We start from the raw sequence: 23,397 nt of genomic DNA, 5'->3' as shown, positions 1-23,397 counted from the left end.
GAAAACTGGTCTATAAATTTGTCATTTCTTTGGGCAAGTGTAGATATATATAAATAGCCAAATCTGGAGTTCTAAAATCTACAATTTGCTCAGAAATTACAAACTCTAGCTTATTTTCTGTTATTTAAAATATGGATAGCTGCACCCGCAGCTGCACCATCCACAGCATCACCCAGAGGTTCGTTACAACGTCCGCCAGTAATAGCACCAGCCAGACTACCAGCCACAGCACCCACTCCCGTATCTTGAGCTAAGTTACGATTTTTGCGGTTGCGTCTATTGCTATTAGCCGCGTTCACAGCAGCACCAGCCGCCGCACCTTTAACAGCATTATTAACTAAAGAACCGCATCCTCTCACAGCACCAGACGCAGCACTAGCAGCAGCACCAGTACCTATATCTCTGAGAAATTCACTAGCATCAGCCCTTTGAGCCGGAAATAAACTTAAACCACTTAAACTTGCAGCCATGAGGCTGGGTAGAACTATACGTTTTAAGATGTTATTCATGTTAGTACGTTGTTAAGCATTGAAAAACTTTTTAGTTGTCGCAACAACTAATTACATTATGATTGTTACTGAAAAAAAATCATCAGCGCATCTACTAAAAGCTAGAATTATTGATGTAATTTTCGGAATCACATTTAAAAAGCCTGAATCCACTCTTTGATAAAGTATTCCGTCCAGATACCATTTTTCCAGTAGGGGTCATTTTCCACCAACTGGCTGACAGTTGCTTCGTCTTCAGCTTCGTAAATTCCAAAGACTTTGGTACTATCCTTTGTAGGGCCAAGGGTAATCAGTACACCCGATTCTTTCTGTTTTGCTAATCCGTCTAAATGCTCTTGACGATAGGGAGCGCGTTTTTCGAGGACGTTTTCACAGTAACTTCCCCACATAATATATTTCGGCATAATTTAGGTGTTAATTCTGTAGATATCTGCCAAGAGTTTAGTATATCCCGTGTTGGCATTGCTGATTTGAAGTATGAACAGGATTTTGATTTTTTCTATATCGCCGCTATATTACCCCTTCAACAGACAATGGAATTATGCAGCTACATCAACATAATCACATTCTGTTTGCGGCTGAGGAATGTTTAATCCATCTTCTACTAATGCTTCTAAGTGAAAAGCAATTGCTTCCTGAATATTGTGTTTAACTTCTTCTATTGTGTCACCAATACTCACACATCCAGGTAAATCAGGTACGTAAGCAGAATAGTTTTCTGAAGCTTTTTCAATAATAATTGCATAACGCATGATCATTCCTCCAATTGTGCTTGTTTAAGAATACTTTTAAGAGTGCCAATTCCTAAATCTTTGGAATGTTTACCAGGAACAGTTACTGTTCCCAGTTTATTAGGGTGTTTATATTGACGATGACTTCCTTTAGTTCTCGACAAATACCATCCATCGGCTTCTAATATTTTGATAATTTCAGAAACTTTCATTGTTTACCTTATCATTTTTCACTTTTTGTTTTCAGCATAAAATAACCTTACCGATGTATTTTTAACTATTAAGTATTCATGCAAAATTACAGCACATTTTACCTGAATGAGGTACACTTGGACTAATAAGTTTAGATTTTGGATCGAATATATCCAAAATCTAAAACTACTATTAATTAACTTCTGAGGTTAACGCCGAATTTCTCCACTAAAGCCTCGCGGACTTTATTGTGAACTGGTTGTACTTCTGCATCGGTAAGGGTGCGATCGCCTGACCGATAAATTAACCGAAATGCTAAACTACGTTGTCCGGCGGGAACATTTTCACCGCGATATTCATCAAACAATTCCACTGATTCCAGCAGTCCCTTTCCGGCTTTATTAATGGATTTTTCAATGTCAGCCACTGAAACCTTTACAGGGGCGAAAAAGGCAATATCCCGATCGCTGGCTGGATAGGTAGAATAAGCATGGAATTTGGGAACCAGAATCTCATCTTGATCAAGAGCATCCAACAGCACATTAATATCAAGCTGGAACACATAGACAGAATCTGGTAAACCTTTATCCTGTCGCAATTGAGGATGGAGTTGTCCAAAAATCCCCAGTCTGTTACCACCCACCCATAAAGAAGCAGTGCGTCCTGGATGTAAACGTTCATCCCGACAATCGGGTTGATATTCCACCTTTAAGTTAAGTTGTTGGAAAACCCCTTCTAAAATACCTTTAGCGTCAAACCAGGTCATCGGGTTTTCAGTGCTACCTTTTGACCATTTACCAACAGAGCGATCGCCCCCCATAATACCAGCGATCGCATCAGTTTCCTGCAAACCGTCTTCTTCCTGCCAGAAAATGCGCCCCAGATCAAAACCATTCAGCGCACCATTTCCCTGCTCCAAATTGTATTGAAAAGCATCAATCAAACCAGCAATCAAATCAGTTCGCAGAGCCGAATATTCCACAAATAGCGGATTACTCAAAACCACCTGACGATTATTCCCAGGTTTTACCAAAGAATAATGGATCACTTCCGTTAATCCTTCCGCCCTCAAAGAAGCCCGTAACTTGCGGATTAACTCCTGATCTAAAGATAAATAACCAGCCTCAGACTTCTCTGGTAAAGTATCACAAAAATTGTCATAACCATAGAGACGGGCTAACTCTTCAATCAAATCAATTTCCCGTTCTAAATCCCGGTAACGATAGGGCGGAACTGTCACCGTCCAACTCCCTTCCCCAGAAGCAGCCAACTGACAACCCAACGCCGTCAGAATCCGCTCAACATCCGCTTCGGTGATTTCTCCTGTCTCTTCGCCCAAATCCACGGGACCCAGCAACTCATTAACCTTATCTAAACGTAAGGAAATAGAACGACTCCAACTAGATTGGTCTGGGCGAGTATCAGCAATTTCCTGTTGGACAATTACCCCATTAGCCAGTTCACTCAACAGTGATAAAGCCCGGTTACAGGCGATTTCCAACTCAGCCCGGTTGACTCCTCGCTCATATCTTCCAGAAGCCTCACTTCTTAACCCCACACTCCGGGAAGAACGACGAATAGCCACAGAATCAAACAAAGCTGCTTCTAAAACTATGCTTTGAGTACCGCTATGAACTTCCGTTTCCTCTCCACCCATCACACCCGCCAGTGCAACAGGAGTATCATTAGCAGTAATTAACAAATTTTGGGTTGATAAATTCCGGGTTTGTCCATCCAGAGTCTTCAAAGATTCCCCAGAACCAGCAAAGCGAACACCAACAGTTAAACCCTCACCACCAGCAACAGACTGTAAACGGTCTTTATCAAAAGCGTGTAGAGGTTGTCCCCATTCCCACAAAACAAAGTTAGTAATATCCACCACATTATTTATAGGACGCACCCCAGCAGATCGTAAACGCTGTTGCAACCATTCGGGAGAAGGGGCAATTTTTACCTGCTCAATGACTGTACCAATATAAGCTGGACAGGCTTGCTGCTCGGTAATTTTTAATGTTAAATTACCCCCAGCTTTTAACACTGATGCTGCACCAGGTGTAGGAATACTCAACTTACCACCAGTCAAAGCTGCGACTTCCCGCGCTATCCCCACCATACAAAGAGCATCAGCCCGGTTAGCGGTTGCAGTCACATCTAAAATTACATCATCTAAACCTAATAACGGACGCACATCACTACCCAAAGGTAGATTTTCCTGAGTAAAAATATGGATTCCGTCTGCATCGGTGGGTAAACCGAGTTCCTTTAAAGAACAAATCATCCCTTGAGAAGGGACACCGCGTAGTTTTGCAGGTTTAATTTTTAAGTCGATATTCGGTAAATAAGTGCCTGTAGTTGCTACTGGGACATAAATATCAGCCTTGACATTAGGCGCACCGCAGACAATATTTAAAGTCTCAGATGCACCAATATCTACTTGACAAACACTTAATTTATCCGCGTTAGGGTGGGGTTGACGCTCAACCACCTTCCCCACAACCACGCCATTCGCCCAAGTATGACGATCTTCAATTTCTTCTACCTCAAACCCTGCCATTGTCAGAGTTTCCGCCAATTCTTCTGGACTAAGTGTAATTTCTACCAGTTCCCGCAGCCAATTTAGAGAAATACGCATGGAGTGTGTTTGCTTATTGAAATATTGTCGAGTGCTGTACAGAGCGAATTAAGCTCGTCTTAACAGAAGTATCTTGAATCATCCTACCGAAAATTTGGGTTGAGAGCGTCGCCCGTTATTAACCCTTATCGAGCCACTTTATTGTATAAATCACTTTATTATTGAGTATAGGTGTCTCAGAATACTAGGCCGTATGTTCAAAGTCTAGAAGTAGTTTGGGTTAAGCGCAGCGCAACCAAACGAAGCCAACTAAATATTGGGTAAAACTTCGCCCAACATACAGCAGTTTCCATTTCAATAGAGTACAGATTTATCTGTGTTTATCTGTGGTTGATTATTTCTTGGTGTATCTCATCAAGCTGCAATACGCTGTATAAACAAATACTCTTGCACAATTATCAATACTATTTTAATCACAATGATGGAAATCACAGCTAACTATGATGAAACCTGGAAGGAAGTAATAGGAGATTATTTTGATTCATTTCTCACCTTCTTTTATCCAGAAATATATCCGCAAATAGATTGGACTAAAAACCCGATTTCTCTAGATAAAGAATTAGAACAGATTACCGCATCTGCCGACAGTAAAACACGCCATGCTGATAAGTTATTTCAAGTGTGGTTATTAGATAATCAAGAAGTTTGGATACTAATTCATGTAGAAGTACAAAGTCAATATGATAAAGAATTTTCTCAAAGAATGTTTATCTATAACTATCGAGCTTTTGATTTATATCAGAAACCAGTTATTAGTTTAGCCATACTAGGAGATGAAACTAACAGTTGGCGACCTAGTTGTTACCAATATGGTTTAGGAAGTAGTCAATTAATCTTTAACTTTTCTAGTGTTAAGCTTTTAGATTATCAGTGGGAGGATTTAGAGCAAAGTAATAATATTTTTGCTATAGTGGTAATGGCACATTTAAGGACTAAAGCCACTAACAGCAATTTGTTAGCTAGGGAACAGTGGAAATGGAACTTAGCTAGATTACTTTATGAAAAAGGTTATAACCGTAAAGAAATTGTTGATTTGTATAAAGTCATTGATTTAATGATGGCTTTATCTGAAGACCTACAATTAAGTTTTGAGGAAAAATTAGCTAACTATCAAGAGGAACGAAAAATGCCACTTTTAACTAACATCGAACAACGTGCTATAGAAAAAACCACAAAACAAACTCTGAAACAAAATATTATCAAACTTGTTCAAGTGCGGTTTGGTGATATTCCTGAAAATATAGTGGTAAGTATTAATCAAATTGATGATATATCTTTTTTGGAACAGATATTTGTATCAGCAATTAGTATTAATTCTGTAAAGGAAATTGCACAGCTTGTTAACTCTAGTTTATCAGAAGCAGATTAATAGATGTAGGTTTGGTTCAGCAACAGTGAAAACCAAATTATACCAATTTAATATAAAGATGCAGACAAATAACCCTATCCTAACCCTCTGCTCTCGTGGGGAGGTAACTGGAGAGGTAGAAATAATATGCAGCCTCATAAATAATTGGTATTACTAAAATTAATGTCAGGAAAAATCCGATTAAAAGAAGCAAAAAAATCGGGTTCAATTACTTATGGGAAAATTATATTTAAAATGCGAACAATTGCCGAAATCAACGAAAAAATCAGCCACCAACGTGCAGTGGTATTGACAATTGAAGAATTAAAAGCACGAGTTGCCGAAATCGGCGTGAGCAAAGTTGCGAAAGAAGTCGATGTAATTACCACTGGGACATTTGAGCCAATGGAATCCAGTGGTGCAATTATTAATTTGGGACATACTGACCCGCCAATCAAAATTCGGCGTTGCTGGATAGATGGAGTACCAGCATACTCAGGTTTTGGTGCAGTAGATTTATATTTGGGTGCGAGCTGTCCTGTAGATGTAATGGATGGGGAGGAAGTCAAGGAACAGGGTGGTGGTCACGTAATTGAAAATTTAATCGCCGGCAAACCTGTACATATAAAAGCCCAAGGACAAGTTACAGATTGTTACCCACGGGCGACTTTTGAGACGACTGTTACCCGCGAGACAATTAATCAGTTTTATTTATTTAATCCGCGTAATCTCTACCAAAATTTTATTGTAGGTGTTAATGGTGGCGATCGCTCACTGTTTACTTACCTCGGCCCTTTACAACCGAGCTTGGGAAATGCCGTTTACTCCAACCCTGGCGCGGTTTCCCCCTTGCTCAACGACCCGGATTTACAATTAGTGGGTATTGGCACACGCATCTTTTTAGGTGGCGGTATTGGCTATGTTGCTTGGGAAGGTACACAACACTTTCCCTTACAAAAACGTTTACCCAATCGTACACCCATTGGCCCTTCTGCCACCTTAGCTTTAATCGGTGATGCCAAACAAATGGATGCGCGTTGGGTGCGGGGTTGTTACTTTAAAAGCTATGGGCCTTCTTTAATGTTGGGTGTAGGTGTCCCCCTCCCGGTATTAAACGAAGAAGTAGTTAAACGCTGTAGTGTCCAGGATAAAGATTTAGTAGCGCCAATCGTCGATTTTTCCATTCCTCGGCGAGTTCGTCCTACCTTTGGATTAGTGAGTTACGCCCAACTCAAGTCTGGGCGCATCACCATAGAGGGCAAAACTGTGAGAGTTGCTCCCCTAGCCAGTATGTATTTTTCTCGGCAAATCGCCTTGGAATTAAAACAATGGATTTCAGCAGGTACTTTTACCCTCACAGAACCCGTTGCTCAAATTCCGATGGACAGATCATTTTTACCCCAAGACCGTTGGACAGATTTTTAGGACTGGGGATTGGGTATTGGAAACTAAAAATCTTTCTTTCCCCCCTGCTCCCTGCTCCCTGCCCCCCTGCCTCTTATCCCCCCTACTCCCTACTCCTGAGTTGGTTTTGTCCGTTTAATGGGCTTAGGAGTAGGTGCTTTTGGTATCGGTTTGGATACCGCCGAGAGTTCACCGGCTGTTTTCTTGATTGGTTTCGGGGTTTCCCCATTGTGTCTACGGGGAAATGGTTTTCTCCCACCCCCAGCGCCATTACGAGGGCCACCTTTAAAGTTTGGTTTGCGTTTTTTAGGCAAATCAGCGATCGCATCGGCTTTTTCTAATACCAATACGTCACCTTCTCGTTTAGCTTTAAAGTCCCAGAACTTGCTGACAGCTTTGGTGGTGAGTACACCGCGCAGTTTCAACTTAAAATATTTGGGTTTATCACTGGATTTGCGTGGAGCTTGCTTAATTTTAACCACTAAGCTCTTAGCGTCAAAAGACTGGTAAACTACCTCGCCACGTACAGAAAAACTACCATCACAAAATTCGGAGGCAGATCCCACTTTACTTGTAGATTCTTCTTGGTCTGCAAGCAAATGATCATCAGTTTCTTGCAACTCTTGCGATGCGGTATCTTGCTTCTCTTCTGTTGGCTGTTTAGCGAGTTTATCTGGCTCCCAAACGCCCACAATTTGCAGGTGTAAGCTGTCGTTCTCTTGTCTCGTGCGGGGATAAACTACCCACAAATGCTCTTGTTCTAAATCTAAATGATTTTTGACTAAGCTCATAATCCGGCCGAGTAATACGGCATTTAGCTCTACACCATCCTGGGTTAGCAGCGTACCTTGAGTAAATTGCTCGGCGCTAGCAGTATAGCGACCTCTGACTAACCCGATAGCTCGGTATTGCATCGGTTCACTAGGAGGTGGAATCGGTTGCAGACGATGAGCTAAGTTTCCATTGGAGTCAGTTTCCTTGGAATTAATAGATAAGATTTCCAGGTTTGCTACTTTATCAGAATTAGTAGCTGCCTCTTGATGGTTTGGAGGCTGATGATTGGTAGAAGAGTTAGAAAATTCAGGCGAAGGCATCAGGTCGGAAGTCATAAAAACTCCTTGCGGCGGAGATACATCCCATTTTGGGATTTAACAAAAGCAATAAAAAGCGTCTTTGTGCTGTTGGTGAAAGTATATTGGCTGTTCACAAACCTACACCAGAGCAATCAATAGAATCGTAAAGACGTTACATTTGCATTAAGACACTAATGTAACTTAGAGCCTTTACACTAGTTTCGGAAGCATATCATAAGTACAATTCTGACGGTTCCTCCTAAAGTCATCACTTAATTTAGTAGTGTGAATAGTTATTTGTTATAAAATTCACAGACAATTGGCGGGATTCCGCAAGGTTTTGGAAAATTTTCGCTTTCAAATTTATATCAATGATCAAGTCGTTTGAATTCTGGAGGAAGACAGCACGTGTCTCAATCGCGCAATCGTTGGGTAGTTAGGATCGTCTTAGCGCTAGCAGTAACTGCTTTTGTGGGTATTTCGGTAATTCCGATTATTAGCGCCATTAATAATCCTTCCCCCTCAAATCAAAGTACTGCTACCACTAACAACAGCGCCGCTTCCTCTGACCAATTATCAAAATTGCAAGACGAAGTTCGAGGTTATGAATTGGTTTTGCAACGGGAACCAGAAAATCAAACCGCTCTCAATGGCTTATTACAAGCGAGGCTGCAACTACTAAGTTTAAAACAAGGTGATATTCGAGAGGTGATTCCACCTCTGGAAAAACTCGCTCAACTTAATCCCGAAAGGACTGAATATGGGGTACTGTTAGCCCAAGCAAAACAGCAAATGGGAGATCAGGAAGGAGCAGCTCAAGCTTATCGCTCAATTTTAGACACTAAACCCGGTGATTTGAATGCTTTGCAGGGTATGGTAGCTTTATTGCTAGATCAGCAACGTCCTGAAGCCGCCGTGGGTTTGTTGGAAGAGACGATCACTAATGCTAATCAGACGAATAAGGTTCAGCCTGGAAGTGTTGATACTGTGGCTGTACAGGTTCTATTGGGTACTGTTCACGCTTCTCAACAGCGTTATCCTGAAGCTACTTCTACCTATGATCAGGCAATTAAGGAAGATCCTCAAGATTTTCGCCCGGTTTTAGCAAAGGCTATGCTTTTCCGAGAACAGGGTAAGGTCGAGGAGGCTAAACCTTTGTTTGATAGCGCTGTGGCTTTAGCCCCTGCTCAATATAAGGACGAAATTAACAGGGCGGCGGCTTTACCGAGTCCGACTCCTGCTGAATCGCCGGAAACTCCTGCTGAGGATTCAGGGGAATAGGGAGTAGGGTGTGGGGAGTGTGGGGAGTGTGGGAGGTGTGGGGAGTGTGGGAGGTGTGGGAGGTGTGGGGAAAGATTCTCAAACACCCAGTCCCCAATCCCTTAAATTCCTTCTACAGCAGCGACGATTCCGAATATCAGAAATAGACATCCGCCGGCAAAGGTGAGTTGACGTTCTGAAATGCGTCCGGCTATCAGTCTACCGCCAATGACTGCGATCGCTGTACATAAGGCGTGTCCTAAAACTGCCCCGGTCGCTACTCCCACGGTATTATATCTGGCGGCTAGGGCAATGGTGGCAATTTGTGTGCGATCGCCCCACTCTGCTACAAATGTGAGTGTAAAGGCTTCTATTAAAATTGCTAATGGGGTTTTTGACTTTGTTTGTAACTCTGCTTTTTCTACCGCCTCTTTAGCCTCATCTATTTCTTGATCACTGCTAAAATCAGACATTTTAATAGCTTGACATAACAGCTTTACACCAAAGGCAAAAAATAAAACTATTTCTGCATACTTAAGATATATTGTGGGCAGTAAAGATACTACTTGCCCGAATAGTACCGAAAGAATTGTCATCGCAGCTAAAGCCGATGCTACACCAATGAAGACTAGCTTCCGGGGGTGTTTCATAGCTAAAATCACAGCGATAAAAAAGGTTTTATCACCTAGCTCGGAAACTGTAATTAATAATAAACCCGCCGTAAATGCTGTTAACACTCTTTGAAACTCCTGAAGGATTTTTTACCTGTGTGGAGCTTCAATGAGGGTTTTGACACTTCACTAAAGCTCACACATTTTCTTGTGTAAACTCAGTGAAGGTCTCGCTACCAAATATTTTTTATTTGTCATCTGAACCAGGCTCATCACCAGTATGTTGATTCAGATGTACTGGCTTTGCAATTACAATTAATTTCTTGCCAGCAGCTACTCCCCTTCAATTTAGAATTAAATTCTATATCTTTCCCTAGTATAAGTCAAGCAAAATTCCCTACTACTGAACTTGACCTTGGCTCCAGAACTATTCAGCACCATTATTAATTGTTTCTGGCATAGCTGAAGAGTGATGTTCTGTTATTAGCCATTCATTCCCGAATTTGTGATAAACAAAAGTGTATCTGGCTTTAACATCCTCAATCTCACCATTATTTATAATTCTAAATGTATATGTGCCTGAATCAATAGCCACACCGCAATAAAGGCGAATATTACGGTCATTAATTCTACCTACGGGTTGCAGTTTTAAAAATTTGACAAAATAATCCTGAATTTCTTCATGATTTTGTCGCACTTGGTTGGAAACTGTCGGTAATAAAACAGCATTTTTAGCATAGTTCTGGGTAACTAAATTTGGATCACCAGTTTGTAAGGAGTTGTTCCATCGGTCGAAAAGTTGAGCAATTTCTGGTCTAGTAACCCTGGGACATTTCCATTTGGCTTCGACAGTATTTATTGGCAGAATACTTGCACAAGAAATTGTTGCACCAAAAATTGATAATAGGGCAGATCGAGCAATTATCCTTTTCATAACTCTTTGATTTTGATGCGACGGTGAACTGTGAATACTTCTACTTAATTGTTGTTAGTGACAAATTCAGAGGTAGTTTTGTAGCGCTTCAGTTTTTACCATAGATTGAATAGCTATCTTGAAACTATGCCCATATAAAAATCAATTAGCCCATAAATAACTATTCAGAGCAATCATCAAAAATAATTATAGTTCATCTTTTTTCGATAGTTTGTAAGATAAAAGCTTTAATTTATTTTTTATCCTATGAAAAGATAGTTAAATGTTTAAAAAATATGACTTACGGTACAGTATTTTTTAGGATAGCATTCATCGAAAAATGTAAGGGTAAAAATACCTAATGCTTTAGATATTTCTTTATTTTCTGAGTTTTAATCTGATAATTAATATGTTTTTATATGATTAGCTAATAGATTTTTCTATAAAGTCAATAAAACTCTAAAGTTTGATTATGGGGTGGATGTATTTTGGTTTATATTAAACACCCAAATCCCCAAAATCAATAATTTAATTTAGGAAGATTTCTAATACTTCCGTTCTTTTGGCTCAAACATATTAATTACTACTGGGCGATATTGAATGTTAATATCTGTTGGTGAATAATAAGCCATTGTGTGTTGGAGAAAATTACTGTCGTCTCGCTGGGGATAATCTTCACGGAAGTGTGCGCCACGACTTTCTTGGCGATTTAGGGCTGAGGCGAGAATTGTTTTTCCTACTACCATTAAGCTTTGTAATTCTAGGGCTTCTACAAGTTCTGTATTCCAACAACTACCTTTATCATCTAAATAAACTTGCGGGTATTGCTGTTGCAATTCTGTGATTTTTTGTAAACCTTCGCGCATGACTTCTTCAGTCCGGAAAACAGCACAGCATTCGGTCATACAATCTTGAAAGGCTTGACGAATTTGGTTAATACGATATTCACCAGGTTGTTCTATTAAGGCTTGTATTTGTTGCTGCGCTTGTTTGATATAGGCTGACTCATCTACATCTGGTAACTGACGATGCTGGACGTATTGAGCGATCGCCGCCCCGGTACGCTTACCATAAACTATACATTCTAGCAGCGAGTTACTACCCAGGCGATTAGCACCATGCACAGAGACGCAAGCTGTCTCACCAGCAGCAAAAAAGCCGGGAACTAAATTATCACCACTGCTGCGGACTTGACCATCAGTGTTAACAGGGATACCACCCATACAATAGTGATTTGTGGGGCGAATCGGCATCGGCTGAGTGACTGCATCCACACCTACGAGGCGATGGGCTTCTTCCCAACAGAAGGGAACACGACTCATGATTTTTTCTTTACCCATGTGTCGCAGGTCAAGATAGACACAGGGACCGCCCGCACTACCATCGGGGTGAACACCACGCCCAGCCCGAATTTCGTAAGTGATCGCCCGTGAGGTAATATCACGAGGGGCTAGTTCCATGCGACTGGGGGCATAATTTTTCATGAAGCGATCGCCTTCACTATTAATCAAATACGCCCCTTCTCCCCTCACAGCCTCGGAAATCAGCACCCCGACCGGATATAAACCAGTGGGGTGAAACTGCACAAATTCCATATCTTCTAGGGGTAAACCTGCGATCGCCGTCATTGCCAAGCCATCACCCGTAGAAGCATAATCATTAGACGTAGTATTATAAACGCGACCATAACCACCAGTCGCAAACATCACCGCCTTCGCCCGCAAAACCTCTATATGTCCATCCAACAGGTGAAACATCACCACACCCTTCGCCTCACCTGATTCTAAAATCAAGCGCATCACATACCATTCTTGATAGATATGCACACCATAACGCCGCAGATTATTAACCAACTCATGCAGAATCGCGTGACCAGTTTTATCCGCCGCATAGCAAGTGCGATTATGAGAATGTCCACCGAAAGCGCGTTGGGCGATGCGACCATCAGGTAAACGCGAAAATAAAACCCCCATGTGTTCCAAATCAATTACCACATCCGGGGCTTCCTGCGCCAAAATCGCCACTGCGTCTTGGTCTGCTAAATAATCAGAACCTTTAACAGTATCAAAAGCGTGTGCTTCCCAAGTATCTTCAGAATCAACATTTTTTAGGGAAGCCGCCATCCCGCCTTGGGCTGCTACGGAGTGGGAACGGATAGGATGAGTCTTAGCCACCAAAGCTATATTTAAACTAGGATCAGTCCGGGCGATTTCCACCGCAGCGCGACATCCCGCCAATCCACCACCAACAATAATTACATCATGTTCCAGCATAGTTAGCCCTGTTTGCAGTAAGTTGTTGTTCTATTGTAGAGAGGGCTTGATTTTTGTTTGCACATTTGCCTATTGCATCACATTTTCCTTTTGATGTTTTCTTTACTGCTTCAGAGTGATTGTTGATATCCCCTACCTCAATATATTTACTGGTAGACGAGCTATCATCCAAAATTTATCTGATTAAAGCTAAAAAAATACCCTGCGGATGACAGGGTATAAAACTGAGAATTTTGACTATTTGCGATCGCCACTTAAATTAGGTAGTGGCTTGTACTGGTTGTTGTTGAGAAATATTACCAGGTATGGGTTCAGTTTTAGTGGCTGGAGATACAGCTGTGACTTCAATATGGTTGAATAACGTAGTGACAAACGCAAACAGCAAAAATGGTAGTGATAACAGGACTACCAGACCCACAGTTACTAAAGCATAAACGGGGCGTTTAGCACCCATCAACGCCAAAGCAGATGCCAAACTAATCGTGATTGTAATTAACCAAATAATAATTTGACCATAGATATCACCAAAGGTCAGAGTGCAGACAAATCTGTATTGTTGAGTATTATTTTTGTTCATCATATTTTATCATTACTGCAATTTTATCCTATAGTTTCTACGTTAAAGCTATGTTTGCCTGGCGGTCAATTTCTCAATATTTTGGCAAGTTTTGTAATATCACTTCACAAATATTGCGTGGTTGTAAAGTATAAATTTAGTCTTGTGGCTAATCCCTTCCCTAAACTTCAATTATAATACTTGTATTTCAATTAGCATTTTTGTAAGTATTTTCTCGTACTCAACTTACTTGGCAACATACTATCAATGAGAGTATGTACTATGATCTGTAACTTCCTAAGTCCGGGATTAGTTTGTACTTATCAAAGGATATTCTGTAGTTAACTAAATAATATCCATTAGATAGTTGGTAGTAAAAGTTACATTTTAATGAGTGTTTATTCGCTAAAATATTTTCAGGCTAGGGATCTAAATAGAAATTTAGCCTCGCTGGATAAACGTTACAACCTACTTGTCCCTACAAAATCACAATTAATACTACTGGGTAGTTTATGAACGATGAATTTCACTTCCATATAGGGGATCATTATCTTAAAGATTGGAAATTCATAAGTTAATGAAATACCATTTTTATATTTTCTTTGTTATTTTGTATTTAACGGGACATTTATTGATTATCCGGTGGGTTTAAATATGAAGTAAGAGAACTTTTTACCAACAAATTCTATCGAAATTAATCACTTTGTGCTAACACTCATTTCAGCCATTAGCTCGATGGAAATGCTCAACATAGATTGTGTGGTAAATACCAAGATTCCCAAATAATTGATCAATACAAGGAAGACCTTGCTTAGAACTATGCTTAAAACAAATAATCAACATATTCTTCTACCTGCTTTTATCAAGTCCGTAGAAGTAGAATCAGGGAATCAAGTAGGTAGTAAAAACAGATTCGCGCGACCCAAATTCGACTTACTGCAACCATTGCGTAACCGACTAGACAATTTGGAAATCAAAAATCGTGGCTTTGCTCACTTTATTGCTAACTTGATTCCTGCCCAATGTCCTTTTGAGCGTGATATTGTCCTATTTGGTCGCAAAATCGCCCATATTCCTCCTATGTGTAAGCTCAATCCACTGTATGATGAATTTGTCGGCTTGCGCTTTCGGGCATTGTGTTATTTAGTAGATGAGTGTGGAGAAGATATCCAGACATACTGCTAAATCCCTACCGAGAAAACGTAGCATGGAAATTAAAATTGAGCATCAACCTAGTCAAGAATATCTTAACGAATTAGGTGTTTTCCAGTGGGGAATTTGGGAAAAAGAAATATCTAAATTTCCCTGGACTTATGATTCTCCAGAAACTTGCTATTTTTTGTTAGGTGATGTCGTTGTTACTCCTGATGGTGGACAACCAGTGCAAATGGGTAAAGGCGATTTAGTAACTTTTCCTGCTGGTATGTCTTGTACATGGGAAATTACAAGGGACGTGAAAAAACATTATTGCTTCTTTTAGTCAATAGTCTAGAATTAATTTCCTGGTCTTTTTCTGGCTTTGATTGTCCAGAATATCAACATCTCTACAATGGATTGAACTAAAATTGAATACAAGGATTAGGGATACAGTAATACTGTGTCCCTTAGAGTTTTATGTGTCGCAAAATTATGAGAGAACTAACCACAGAGACGCAGAGGACACAGAGGAAGAAAAGTTACCAAGGGTTTTTGCGTCAGTCTTGGTTATGTGTCGCAAAATGATGAGAGAAGTAACCGCAAAGGACACAAAGGAATAAGAGTTACTCAGGGTTTTTGGGTCAGTTCTAATATGGTAGTAATTTCTGTGGGAAATTTTTAAGATAGAAATTAGATATACCTAAACTAAATTGTTCTGCAAAATGCAACTACATTTAAGCACTTGGCCAGAAGTTGAAACTTATTTACAACAATCACGGGGTATTATTCTCCCCATTGGTTCTACAGAACAACATGGCCCCACGGGTTTAATTGGGACTGATGCGATTTGTGCAGAAGCGATCGCCCGTGGTGTGGGTGAAGCAACTCAGGCACTCATTGGCCCTACAATCAATGTGGGTATGGCATTACATCATACTGCTTTTCCCGGTACTATAAGTCTGCGTCCCAGCACGATGATTCAAGTAGTACGCGACTATATCACTTGTTTAGCCAAAGCTGGTTTTAGCAAGTTTTATTTTATCAATGGACATGGCGGTAATATCGCCACTCTGAAAGCTGCTTTTTCGGAAACTTACTCACATTTGGAAGATTTGCAAATCAGCAACGCACCGCAGGTACAATGTCAAGTTGCTAACTGGTTTATGTGTAGTTCTGTGTACAAACTTGCTAAAGAATTATATGGTGATCAAGAAGGTTCTCACGCAACCCCCAGTGAAGTAGCTCTGACTCAGTATATTTATCCAGAGGCGATTAAACAAGCGCCACTCTCACCAGAAGTTGCTAGTGGACACAGAATTTATAGTGCGACTGATTTCCGCAAAAGTTACCCAGATGGGCGGATGGGTTCAAATCCAGCTTTAGCAACACCAGAACATGGTAAGCAATTTTATGATTTGGCGGTGAAAGAACTCAGCAATGGGTATTTAGAATTTTTGAATGCAGAATAGGATGTCTGAGAAAACAGATTATGGCAGAATTTTAAATCTATCTATCGTCAAATACGGAATTGAGGAGAGGGAAATTGTATTAAAGTATGACAAGATACCCTTGGATGGTAGCTGAAAACCTCTATAAATTTGGTTAATTAGGGTCAATACTAAAATATGGCTACAAACAGCAAAAATCGAGAAATACTCATTCTGGTGTTGACTCTGTTGCTCACTGTTGGCATTTTAGGATTGGGTGTACGTTATTTCCCGCGATTGTCTGGACTGATGCAAAGTTCTGAGTCTCCTAATCAGGATTCCTCCCAGTCTTTAAATAATAATGATCCCTCTTCTGGTTCTAAATCTCAGCCAGTTGCGAGTTTTGATCTCAATACTTTAGATACCAGTTTACCCAACCCAACGATTTTAAGTATTGATGGCAGTGTAAGTATAGTTACTATAGTTAAGCAGTTTCAGGTTGCCTATAATTTTATCAATCCTAACTTACCTACAACTTATGGAATACCTGACGGTAAACCTAATGGTACTAATGCCGGATTGAAAAATCTGATTGATGGTAAGGTGTTGATGGCAGCTATTTCACGTCCCCTAAATGGTAGTGAGTTGGAGGCGGGAATTGTGGGAGTACCCATCGCTCGTGATGCTTTGGCTATAGCGGTAGGTGTGAATAATCCATATCAAGGCGGATTAACTTTAGAACAGTTGCGTTTGATTTTTTTAGGAGAAATAACTAACTGGTCGGATGTGGGTGGACCGAATCTCCCTATCAAAGTGATTAACCGTTCTCGTGATAGTGGGACTCATTCCTTTTTCCAGGAGTCCGTACTTTCTGGTAAATCTTTCGCTCCTGATGGTGCTAATTTTACTACTGTTGACCAAGATGAAACTACGCCAATTTTACGGGCTTTAGGTAATGATGGTATTAGCTACAGTACTGTTACCCAAGTGGAAAATCAGCAAACTGTCCGCATTTTGCCAATTAATGGAATGTCGCCTACAGATAAAGCTTTAGTGAAAAATGGGACTTATCCGATTAGTCGGGTGGTTTATTTAGCTGTCCCACGGAAAACCAGCCCAGCTGTGAAGCAGTTTTTGGAATTGGCTTTATCTCCTTCTGGACAAGAAGGTGTACAACGGGCTGGTTTTGTTCCGGTGAAGTAGGTAGTGGGCTGACAATGATTTTTCCACTCCTGTGTGATTAACTCTTGGCGATTCCTTCTTGGCGGGCGGCTTGTTGAACAGCAGCAGCGACAGCCGGCGCAACCCGTTTGTCAAAGACTGATGGGATGATGTGTTCCCGGTTTAAGTCTGAGGGTTTAACTAGGGAGGCGATCGCACTGGCGGCTTCTAAATACATATTGGTAGTAATTGTCTGGGCGCGACAATCTAAAGCACCGCGAAATACTCCGGGAAAGGCTAAAACGTTATTGATTTGATTGGGGTAGTCACTACGACCTGTGGCCATAACAGCGACAATTTTACTGACTAATTCTGGCTGAATTTCAGGAATGGGGTTAGCCATAGCAAATACAATGGGATCTTTAGCCATTGCTTGTACCATTTCTACTGTCAATACTCCCGGTGCGCTCACGCCAATAAACACGTCTGCGCCTTGCATTGCACCCCCCAGAGTCCCCTGGGCTTTAACGGCAAATTCCTGCTTTTCTGGGGTTAAATCGGTGCGACTGGTGGAAATAATGCCTTTGGAGTCACACATCCAAATTTTTTCGGCTCCTGCTTTGCGAAGTAACCGAGCGATCGCCACTCCAGCCGCACCAGCACCATTAATCACAATCCGGATTTGTGCGATGGATTTATTCACCAGTTTTAAGGCGTTAAATAAGGCGGCTAAGGTGACAATGGCTGTACCGTGTTGGTCATCATGAAAAATGGGTATATCCAGTTCGGCTCTTAATCTTTTTTCGATTTCAAAGCAACGAGGGGCTGCAATATCTTCTAAGTTGACACCACCAAAAACGGGGGCGAGATTTTTAACTGTACGGACAATTTCCTCTGTATCTTGGGTATCCAGACAGATGGGGAAAGCATCTATACCCGCAAATTCTTTGAAGAGCATGGCTTTACCTTCCATGACTGGTAAGGCGGCGGATGCACCGAGATTTCCTAAACCTAAAACGGCACTACCATCAGTAATAATAGCTACAGTATTTTGTTTGATGGTTAAATGATAAACTTGCTCTGGATCTTGAGCGATCGCTGTACAAATGCGACCAACTCCAGGTGTGTAAGCCATTGCTAAGTCAGAAACACTGTTGAGGGGAATCCGACTGGTGATGCTAATTTTACCGCCACGATGCAAATTAAAGGTGCGATCGTAAACACTGATTAATTTAATATCTGGTAATTCTTTGACTGCTTGGACAATGGTTTCGGCGTGTTCTGTACTAGCAGCATCTATAGTCAAATCACGGGTAGACTGATGGCGGGTTTGCTCGATTAAATCAATTTGTCCCAAATTACCGCCACTGGTGGCGATCGCCTGGGTAACTGAAGCGAACATTCCCACATGGTTAGGAATTTGTAACCGCAGGGTCACACTAAAACTAGAATTAGGAGTTAGCTGTGTCATTGTAATTTTTGATTTTAAGTTTTAGATTTTATCTCAAATCCTTAAGGTATTACGTCCCGCCCACGATCACCGATGTATATTTAGCAGATATTTCGCAAAATAGGATGATCTTTTACTGACAGGTGATTAGGGTCTGCGACTAACACCACTCAATATACCTGCACCAATTGAAAACAGAACAATTGCCCAAATTATATATGTGGGAATTCCATCAATTACACCAATTCCCAGCAAGAGATAAATTATGGCTGTCAGTAATAAAGCCAAACCGATAGAAACACCGAAAATGTATAAAAATCTTCTAATTTCAGAGTTAGGGGGTTGACTCACAAATATCACTCCTTAATCATGGGTGTAAGTAATTCCAGAATCACGCCACTCATTTTTGCATATTGAGATACATCAGGAGTTAATATCCGATCGTCAATTACTACAAGCAGTATTGTTAAAAATGCCTAGAACAGCCTTTTAATCAAGGCTTTTTATCCTAAATCTCAAATTTCTATCAGTGGTAATTTCACTATAAAACTTGACAAAGTAATATTTCCTACTCTGTACGTGTACAAAATATATACTCTGTTTTTAGTCTCACACACCAATACTTAGATACCTACCGTTAGCTGGAAAATTTGGACAATTTTAAACTACAACGTTTCTAAATAGCTCAATAAATCTGCCATTTCCTGCACACTAGGTTGAAATTTTGGCATAGGCGGTGTTTCGCCACTAATAACTTGGCGAATTAGCTGGTATTTTGACTTACGCTTTGAGACCCCTTGCAAACTAGGGCCAACTAGCCCATTCGCTTCCAGTCCATGACAAACAGCACAATTAATTTGAAAGATAGCGTGTCCCTGAACTGAGTCCCCTTGCAAGGAAAGGACATTTTTGACATACGGATCAGAAGCTCTCACCATTTGAACACCAAAAATGCCCAAAGGGGCTGCTAGCAGTATTACCAGAGCCAATGAGGTGATCCACTGTATCCGAGTTTCTGGTTTGGTAATTTGGTTATCCAAAAGGTTTGCCGTGAAAGTGAATTTAATAAAAGTTTTTCATCCCCTACACATAGCTTAAAAGTTCTTGATGGTGTCTGCAAGCACAAATGATAATTTTTTTATGATCATTTATTCTCTAAAAACATTGTAGAGCGAGGGATTCATCTCCAATTTGGTAGAATGAACAGCAGAAACGAATATTGAACATTTGCAAACAGGAGATTATGAAGTGGTTGAACCCCTACTCTCAGGTATTGTCCTTGGTCTGATTGTTGTGACTTTGGCTGGGCTGTTTTACGCCGCCTATAAGCAATACAAGCGCCCCAACGAATTGGGCGGTTAAAATTTCCGAGTAGAGATGCGATTCATCGTGTCTCTACAAACAGCATTTTTCTGGGACTGCATTTCCACCATTGACTCTATTGATCGATAATTCTGTAGAAAGTCAGCGCCGTGTTACCGTAAACCTTTTGGCGGCAAATTTCCCAAGTGGGGATGACTGGTGGTGTCCAACCTTGGGGATTGTGTTCTACAGCTATTTCACCATCCACAGCTAATAAATCATGGTGGGCGATCGCCTCTAACACTGGCTGATATAATCCACTAGCATAAGGTGGATCAAAGTAAATTTTGTCAAACTGCTGACCTGATAATTTTTTTAATTGCTGCACCACATCACCGCGCAATAGTTGCCATTTTTGTTCCCCATGCGCCACCTGTTGCCAATTCTGCTGAATAATAGCATTGGCTCGGCTAGATTTTTCAATTCCTACAACTAAACTGGCTCCTCTACACAAAGCCTCTGCACCCATCGAACCACTACCAGTACACACATCTAGCCAACAACACCCGGTAATTTCTCCTTGCCATATATTGAATACAGCCTCTCTCACCCGCGCACTGGTGGGTCTAGTAGCTTCCCCTGATAAAGTTTTAATTTGGCGATTCCCGTAAATTCTCAGTGTCATTGGTCATTAGCCCTTCGACTACGCTCAGGGTAAATCATTGGTCATTAGTCATGGGGAAAAACCGTGAGAAAATATTCACAACAAAGGGCAAAATCTCAGTAAAAGTTAGATTATGCAGCAATTTTTTCGCGGACTTGGGCAACAAAATTAGAGAGAATTTGCAACCCGATATTAGAAGACTTTTCCGGGTGGAATTGGACTGCTGTTAAGTTATCACGAGCGATCGCAGCTGTGATATTTTGAGAACCGTGAGTAACAGTCGCTGCTCGAATAGTGGGATCAGTCGGGTCAACATAATAAGAGTGTACAAAATATACCCAAGGATCAGCTGGCAAATGTTCCCACAAAATACTTTTTCGTTGCGTGAACTCTAATTGGTTCCATCCCATGTGGGGAATAGTAATACCTGCTTCTGGTCGGAATCGGCGGACTTTTCCGGGGATAATTCCTAGCCCTGGTTGAACACCTTCTGCACTGGATTCAAAGAGAATTTGTAATCCTAAACAGATGCCTAAAAAGGGTTTCCCAGATGAGATCGTATCTTTAATGGGTTGTTCTAAACCACGCGCTCGCAGATGTTGGACTGCGGGATCAAATGCTCCTACCCCTGGTAAAACCACAGCATCTGCCATTTCTAACTCTTTAGCAGAATGAGTAATGTGAGGAGTTGCTCCAGCTTTTTCTAAACCTTTGCAAACTGAATGCAAATTTCCCATATCGTAATCTACAACTGCAATCACTGGCATTGACCGGCTCCTTGTAAGTTTATTATGGAGGGTGTTTCTATTCTAAATAATATTTCTTATGGCGAAAAGAATACTATTAACTTCTTTTGATATTTGGTTGCGGGAGCAAAAGTCAAATTCTAGCGATGATTTATTACTGGAAGTGATTAAACTTGACTCCCTATCTCATGATTTAAAATTTCTGCGGCGTTTACCTGTAGATGAAAATCAGGCTAGTTCACAAGTAATTTCAAAAATCGCCGAACTCCAACCCGATTATATTATTTGTTGTGGGATGGCTGCTAGCAGGACAAAACTAAGTCTGGAAGCGGTTGCTAGCCATAATCAAAGTGTTTTGCCAACCACTATTAATTTGGAAAAATTAGTAACAGATGCAACAGCAATTGAGATTAGTTACGACTGTGGTAAATTTGTTTGTGAGGCTCTTTACTATGCAGTTTTGAATTACTTGTACCAAAATCGACTGCCAACACCATGTGTTTTTGTCCATGTTCCCCTGTTAAATCCAGAGAATTTGCCCCTCATCTTGGCTGATTTCTTATTAATTATTAACAATCTGGCACTTTTATAAAACCCTCTCCGTCTCTAAAGGGAACCAATTTTCTCAGTATTATGTTGTCATTATTACTAAATTTCATCCTCGCCCAAACAACACCAGCTACCCCACCCCCGGAAGAAGTGGTAAAACCCCAAGAAGTCCGCCCTTTACCGGGAAAACTGGATACTGTGCCAGTATTTAATAGCAATAGTCCGGAATTAGTTTTAAAAGAAGGAATTTTACTCTCTACTTTTCCCCAGGATGGGAAACAAGTTCCAGAGGCACATTTAAATTATCCCTTTGAAGGGCGATTTGATATTTTTGCCCACCACATTGCGAAGGCCGAACCACCGGAAGATTTGCGATCGCTGCATTTAGGAATTATCCTGCACAATCCAGGTACGGAACCAGTAACGGTAAATATTTTGCAAGCTGCAAGTTATTTAAGTCAACCAGATGCACCATTTATGCAGTTACCGGCTCAAAGTGAGAACATCTTAGGTAATATTTTTGCAGGGCCAGGCGATCGCGCGGTGTCTGATGTCTTAAGAGGAAGGCGACAAGGAACTTTCCCCGCCCAAATTGTCATTCCCCCAGGGCAGAATAAAATGTTATTAAATTTGCCCATACCAGTTAAAGAACTCACACCACCTTTAAATGGTCGCTCCACATTAATGCGGTTGCAGAGTAATGGTACTGTTTATGCAGCTAGTATGGCTTTATTTGCCCGTCAGAACGCCGATGGTAGTGAGCGTGCGCCGACTTTAGCCGAGTGGGAAAACCTACTAGAAACTGGTGAATTGTCAACTCCCAGAGATAAGGTTCCCACACCCTTAGAAGCTACCGACCAACCAAGAATTTATGGACGTGTCGCGGGAGTGGCTCAGGGTTCTCAGTGGAAATCCTTAGTTGTAGATAATCCCACAGCTAAATATTTGACAATTCCTCAAAGTGGAGAAGCCTTTTCCTATCCTTTAAGTAGCTTGCATGGCGGCACTTTAGGGACAAATCAAATTCAAACCGCACCCATGCTGGTACGTTATCCTGATACCGCTTATATGGCTCATGGTAACTATGGCATTCAATATAGTTTACAGTTACCCCTACATAATAATACTGAAAAGACTCAAAGCGTGAGTGTAGCTGTGCAGACACCAATTAAGGAAGATAATTTAGTTAAACAGGGATTACGTTTCTTTGAGACAACAGCACCGCAAGTATTTTTCCGGGGGTCAGTGCGGTTACGTTACACCGATGACAAAGGTTTCCCCAGAACGCAGTGGTCGCATTTAGTGCAGAAGCGTGGTCAACAGGGAGAACCATTAGTTTTATTGAATATACCAGCTGGCGATCGCAGACTAGTAGAAGTAGACTTCATCTATCCCCCAGATGCGACACCACCGCAAGTATTAACCGTCTCAACTCAATAGAGAATATCGCTATTTGGTA

General features: G+C 41.0%; 25 protein-coding genes. 10 read left to right on the top strand and 15 right to left on the bottom strand.

All coding sequences use genetic code 11. The annotated features are described in order from the left end of the window. Positions 1 to 110: 110 nt before the first annotated feature. The 5 genes from VB620_RS04750 to pheT form a co-directional block, all read right to left on the bottom strand. Complete coding sequence (locus VB620_RS04750; protein WP_323194988.1) at positions 111 to 509, bottom strand: hypothetical protein; 399 nt, start codon at positions 507 to 509, stop codon at positions 111 to 113. Positions 510 to 643: 134 nt separating this feature from the next. Further along, entirely contained in the window at positions 644 to 913 is a 270-nt protein-coding gene (locus tag VB620_RS04745) for a YciI family protein (protein ID WP_323194987.1), read from the bottom strand. A gap of 135 nt (positions 914 to 1,048) precedes the next feature. Beyond that, a complete protein-coding gene (locus VB620_RS04740; protein ID WP_323194986.1) occupies positions 1,049 to 1,261 on the bottom strand; it encodes a type II toxin-antitoxin system HicB family antitoxin in 213 nt (70 codons plus the stop codon). A 2-nt stretch (positions 1,262 to 1,263) separates the two neighbouring features. Next, complete coding sequence (locus VB620_RS04735) at positions 1,264 to 1,452, bottom strand: type II toxin-antitoxin system HicA family toxin (protein WP_271762089.1); 189 nt, start codon at positions 1,450 to 1,452, stop codon at positions 1,264 to 1,266. 176 nt (positions 1,453 to 1,628) lie between these two features. Further along, a complete protein-coding gene (gene pheT / locus VB620_RS04730; RefSeq protein ID WP_323194985.1) occupies positions 1,629 to 4,064 on the bottom strand; it encodes a phenylalanine--tRNA ligase subunit beta in 2,436 nt (811 codons plus the stop codon). A gap of 418 nt (positions 4,065 to 4,482) precedes the next feature. Between pheT and VB620_RS04725 the strand changes: the two genes are divergently transcribed. Beyond that, on the top strand, positions 4,483 to 5,433 hold the full coding sequence (locus tag VB620_RS04725; protein ID WP_323194984.1) for an RpnC/YadD family protein: 951 nt from the start codon (positions 4,483 to 4,485) through the stop codon (positions 5,431 to 5,433). Positions 5,434 to 5,667: 234 nt separating this feature from the next. Beyond that, entirely contained in the window at positions 5,668 to 6,837 is a 1,170-nt protein-coding gene (locus VB620_RS04720) for a homocysteine biosynthesis protein (protein WP_323195002.1), read from the top strand. Positions 6,838 to 6,926: 89 nt separating this feature from the next. Here VB620_RS04720 and VB620_RS04715 read toward each other — a convergent pair whose 3' ends face one another. Further along, complete coding sequence (locus tag VB620_RS04715) at positions 6,927 to 7,925, bottom strand: hypothetical protein (protein WP_323194983.1); 999 nt, start codon at positions 7,923 to 7,925, stop codon at positions 6,927 to 6,929. Between the two features lie 372 nt (positions 7,926 to 8,297). Here VB620_RS04715 and VB620_RS04710 point away from each other — a divergent pair, with 372 nt between their 5' ends. Then, on the top strand, positions 8,298 to 9,170 hold the full coding sequence (locus tag VB620_RS04710) for a tetratricopeptide repeat protein (RefSeq protein ID WP_323194982.1): 873 nt from the start codon (positions 8,298 to 8,300) through the stop codon (positions 9,168 to 9,170). Between the two features lie 101 nt (positions 9,171 to 9,271). Here VB620_RS04710 and VB620_RS04705 read toward each other — a convergent pair whose 3' ends face one another. From VB620_RS04705 to VB620_RS04690, 4 genes are all read right to left on the bottom strand, one after another. Beyond that, on the bottom strand, positions 9,272 to 9,886 hold the full coding sequence (locus tag VB620_RS04705; RefSeq protein ID WP_323194981.1) for a TMEM165/GDT1 family protein: 615 nt from the start codon (positions 9,884 to 9,886) through the stop codon (positions 9,272 to 9,274). 301 nt (positions 9,887 to 10,187) lie between these two features. Further along, positions 10,188 to 10,694 (bottom strand): SgcJ/EcaC family oxidoreductase, encoded by a 507-nt coding sequence (locus VB620_RS04700; protein ID WP_323194980.1) that lies wholly within the window; start codon positions 10,692 to 10,694, stop codon positions 10,188 to 10,190. A gap of 524 nt (positions 10,695 to 11,218) precedes the next feature. Beyond that, positions 11,219 to 12,946: a succinate dehydrogenase/fumarate reductase flavoprotein subunit gene (locus tag VB620_RS04695; RefSeq protein WP_323194979.1), complete on the bottom strand. Its 1,728-nt coding sequence runs from the start codon at positions 12,944 to 12,946 to the stop codon at positions 11,219 to 11,221. 259 nt (positions 12,947 to 13,205) lie between these two features. Then, the gene (locus VB620_RS04690) at positions 13,206 to 13,523 is read right to left on the bottom strand and encodes a hypothetical protein (protein WP_323195001.1); all 318 of its coding nucleotides are present in this window, start codon (positions 13,521 to 13,523) and stop codon (positions 13,206 to 13,208) included. A gap of 798 nt (positions 13,524 to 14,321) precedes the next feature. Between VB620_RS04690 and VB620_RS04685 the strand changes: the two genes are divergently transcribed. The 4 genes from VB620_RS04685 to VB620_RS04670 all read left to right on the top strand — a co-directional run bounded on the left by VB620_RS04685 (position 14,322) and on the right by VB620_RS04670 (position 17,269). After that, positions 14,322 to 14,687 (top strand): Mo-dependent nitrogenase C-terminal domain-containing protein, encoded by a 366-nt coding sequence (locus VB620_RS04685; protein WP_323194978.1) that lies wholly within the window; start codon positions 14,322 to 14,324, stop codon positions 14,685 to 14,687. Between the two features lie 22 nt (positions 14,688 to 14,709). Further along, positions 14,710 to 14,982, top strand: a complete 273-nt coding sequence (locus VB620_RS04680) for a cupin domain-containing protein (RefSeq protein WP_323194977.1) — start codon at positions 14,710 to 14,712, stop codon at positions 14,980 to 14,982. A gap of 379 nt (positions 14,983 to 15,361) precedes the next feature. Then, positions 15,362 to 16,108 carry a creatininase family protein gene (locus VB620_RS04675; RefSeq protein WP_323194976.1) on the top strand — a complete coding sequence of 249 codons (747 nt, stop codon included), beginning with the start codon at positions 15,362 to 15,364 and terminating at the stop codon, positions 16,106 to 16,108. A gap of 156 nt (positions 16,109 to 16,264) precedes the next feature. Then, complete coding sequence (locus tag VB620_RS04670; RefSeq protein WP_323194975.1) at positions 16,265 to 17,269, top strand: phosphate ABC transporter substrate-binding protein; 1,005 nt, start codon at positions 16,265 to 16,267, stop codon at positions 17,267 to 17,269. Between the two features lie 37 nt (positions 17,270 to 17,306). Here VB620_RS04670 and VB620_RS04665 read toward each other — a convergent pair whose 3' ends face one another. The 3 genes from VB620_RS04665 to VB620_RS04655 all read right to left on the bottom strand — a co-directional run bounded on the left by VB620_RS04665 (position 17,307) and on the right by VB620_RS04655 (position 19,717). Beyond that, the gene (locus VB620_RS04665; protein ID WP_323194974.1) at positions 17,307 to 18,698 is read right to left on the bottom strand and encodes a malic enzyme-like NAD(P)-binding protein; all 1,392 of its coding nucleotides are present in this window, start codon (positions 18,696 to 18,698) and stop codon (positions 17,307 to 17,309) included. A 126-nt stretch (positions 18,699 to 18,824) separates the two neighbouring features. Then, positions 18,825 to 19,028, bottom strand: coding sequence for a hypothetical protein (locus VB620_RS04660; RefSeq protein WP_323194973.1), 204 nt, complete (start codon positions 19,026 to 19,028; stop codon positions 18,825 to 18,827). A 314-nt stretch (positions 19,029 to 19,342) separates the two neighbouring features. Further along, positions 19,343 to 19,717, bottom strand: coding sequence for a cytochrome c (locus VB620_RS04655; protein WP_323194972.1), 375 nt, complete (start codon positions 19,715 to 19,717; stop codon positions 19,343 to 19,345). Between the two features lie 208 nt (positions 19,718 to 19,925). Here VB620_RS04655 and petG point away from each other — a divergent pair, with 208 nt between their 5' ends. Next, positions 19,926 to 20,039, top strand: a complete 114-nt coding sequence (gene petG, locus VB620_RS04650; RefSeq protein WP_010995538.1) for a cytochrome b6-f complex subunit V — start codon at positions 19,926 to 19,928, stop codon at positions 20,037 to 20,039. Between the two features lie 76 nt (positions 20,040 to 20,115). Here the strand turns inward: petG and rsmD are convergent, their stop codons facing one another. Continuing rightward, positions 20,116 to 20,664, bottom strand: coding sequence for a 16S rRNA (guanine(966)-N(2))-methyltransferase RsmD (gene rsmD / locus VB620_RS04645; protein WP_323194971.1), 549 nt, complete (start codon positions 20,662 to 20,664; stop codon positions 20,116 to 20,118). A 110-nt stretch (positions 20,665 to 20,774) separates the two neighbouring features. Next, a complete protein-coding gene (gene hisH, locus VB620_RS04640) occupies positions 20,775 to 21,410 on the bottom strand; it encodes an imidazole glycerol phosphate synthase subunit HisH (protein WP_323194970.1) in 636 nt (211 codons plus the stop codon). A gap of 58 nt (positions 21,411 to 21,468) precedes the next feature. Here hisH and VB620_RS04635 point away from each other — a divergent pair, with 58 nt between their 5' ends. Then, positions 21,469 to 21,981 (top strand): peptidase C15, encoded by a 513-nt coding sequence (locus VB620_RS04635; RefSeq protein WP_323194969.1) that lies wholly within the window; start codon positions 21,469 to 21,471, stop codon positions 21,979 to 21,981. Positions 21,982 to 22,022: 41 nt separating this feature from the next. Continuing rightward, on the top strand, positions 22,023 to 23,378 hold the full coding sequence (locus VB620_RS04630; RefSeq protein ID WP_323194968.1) for a DUF3370 domain-containing protein: 1,356 nt from the start codon (positions 22,023 to 22,025) through the stop codon (positions 23,376 to 23,378). Positions 23,379 to 23,397: the final 19 nt, after the last annotated feature.

Origin of the sequence: Nodularia harveyana UHCC-0300, from assembly GCF_034931085.1 — a bacterium.
Lineage (GTDB): Bacteria > Cyanobacteriota > Cyanobacteriia > Cyanobacteriales > Nostocaceae > Nodularia > Nodularia harveyana.
Note: the sequence above shows the minus strand (reverse complement) of the source record. Positions and strands in the feature narration are given on the sequence as shown.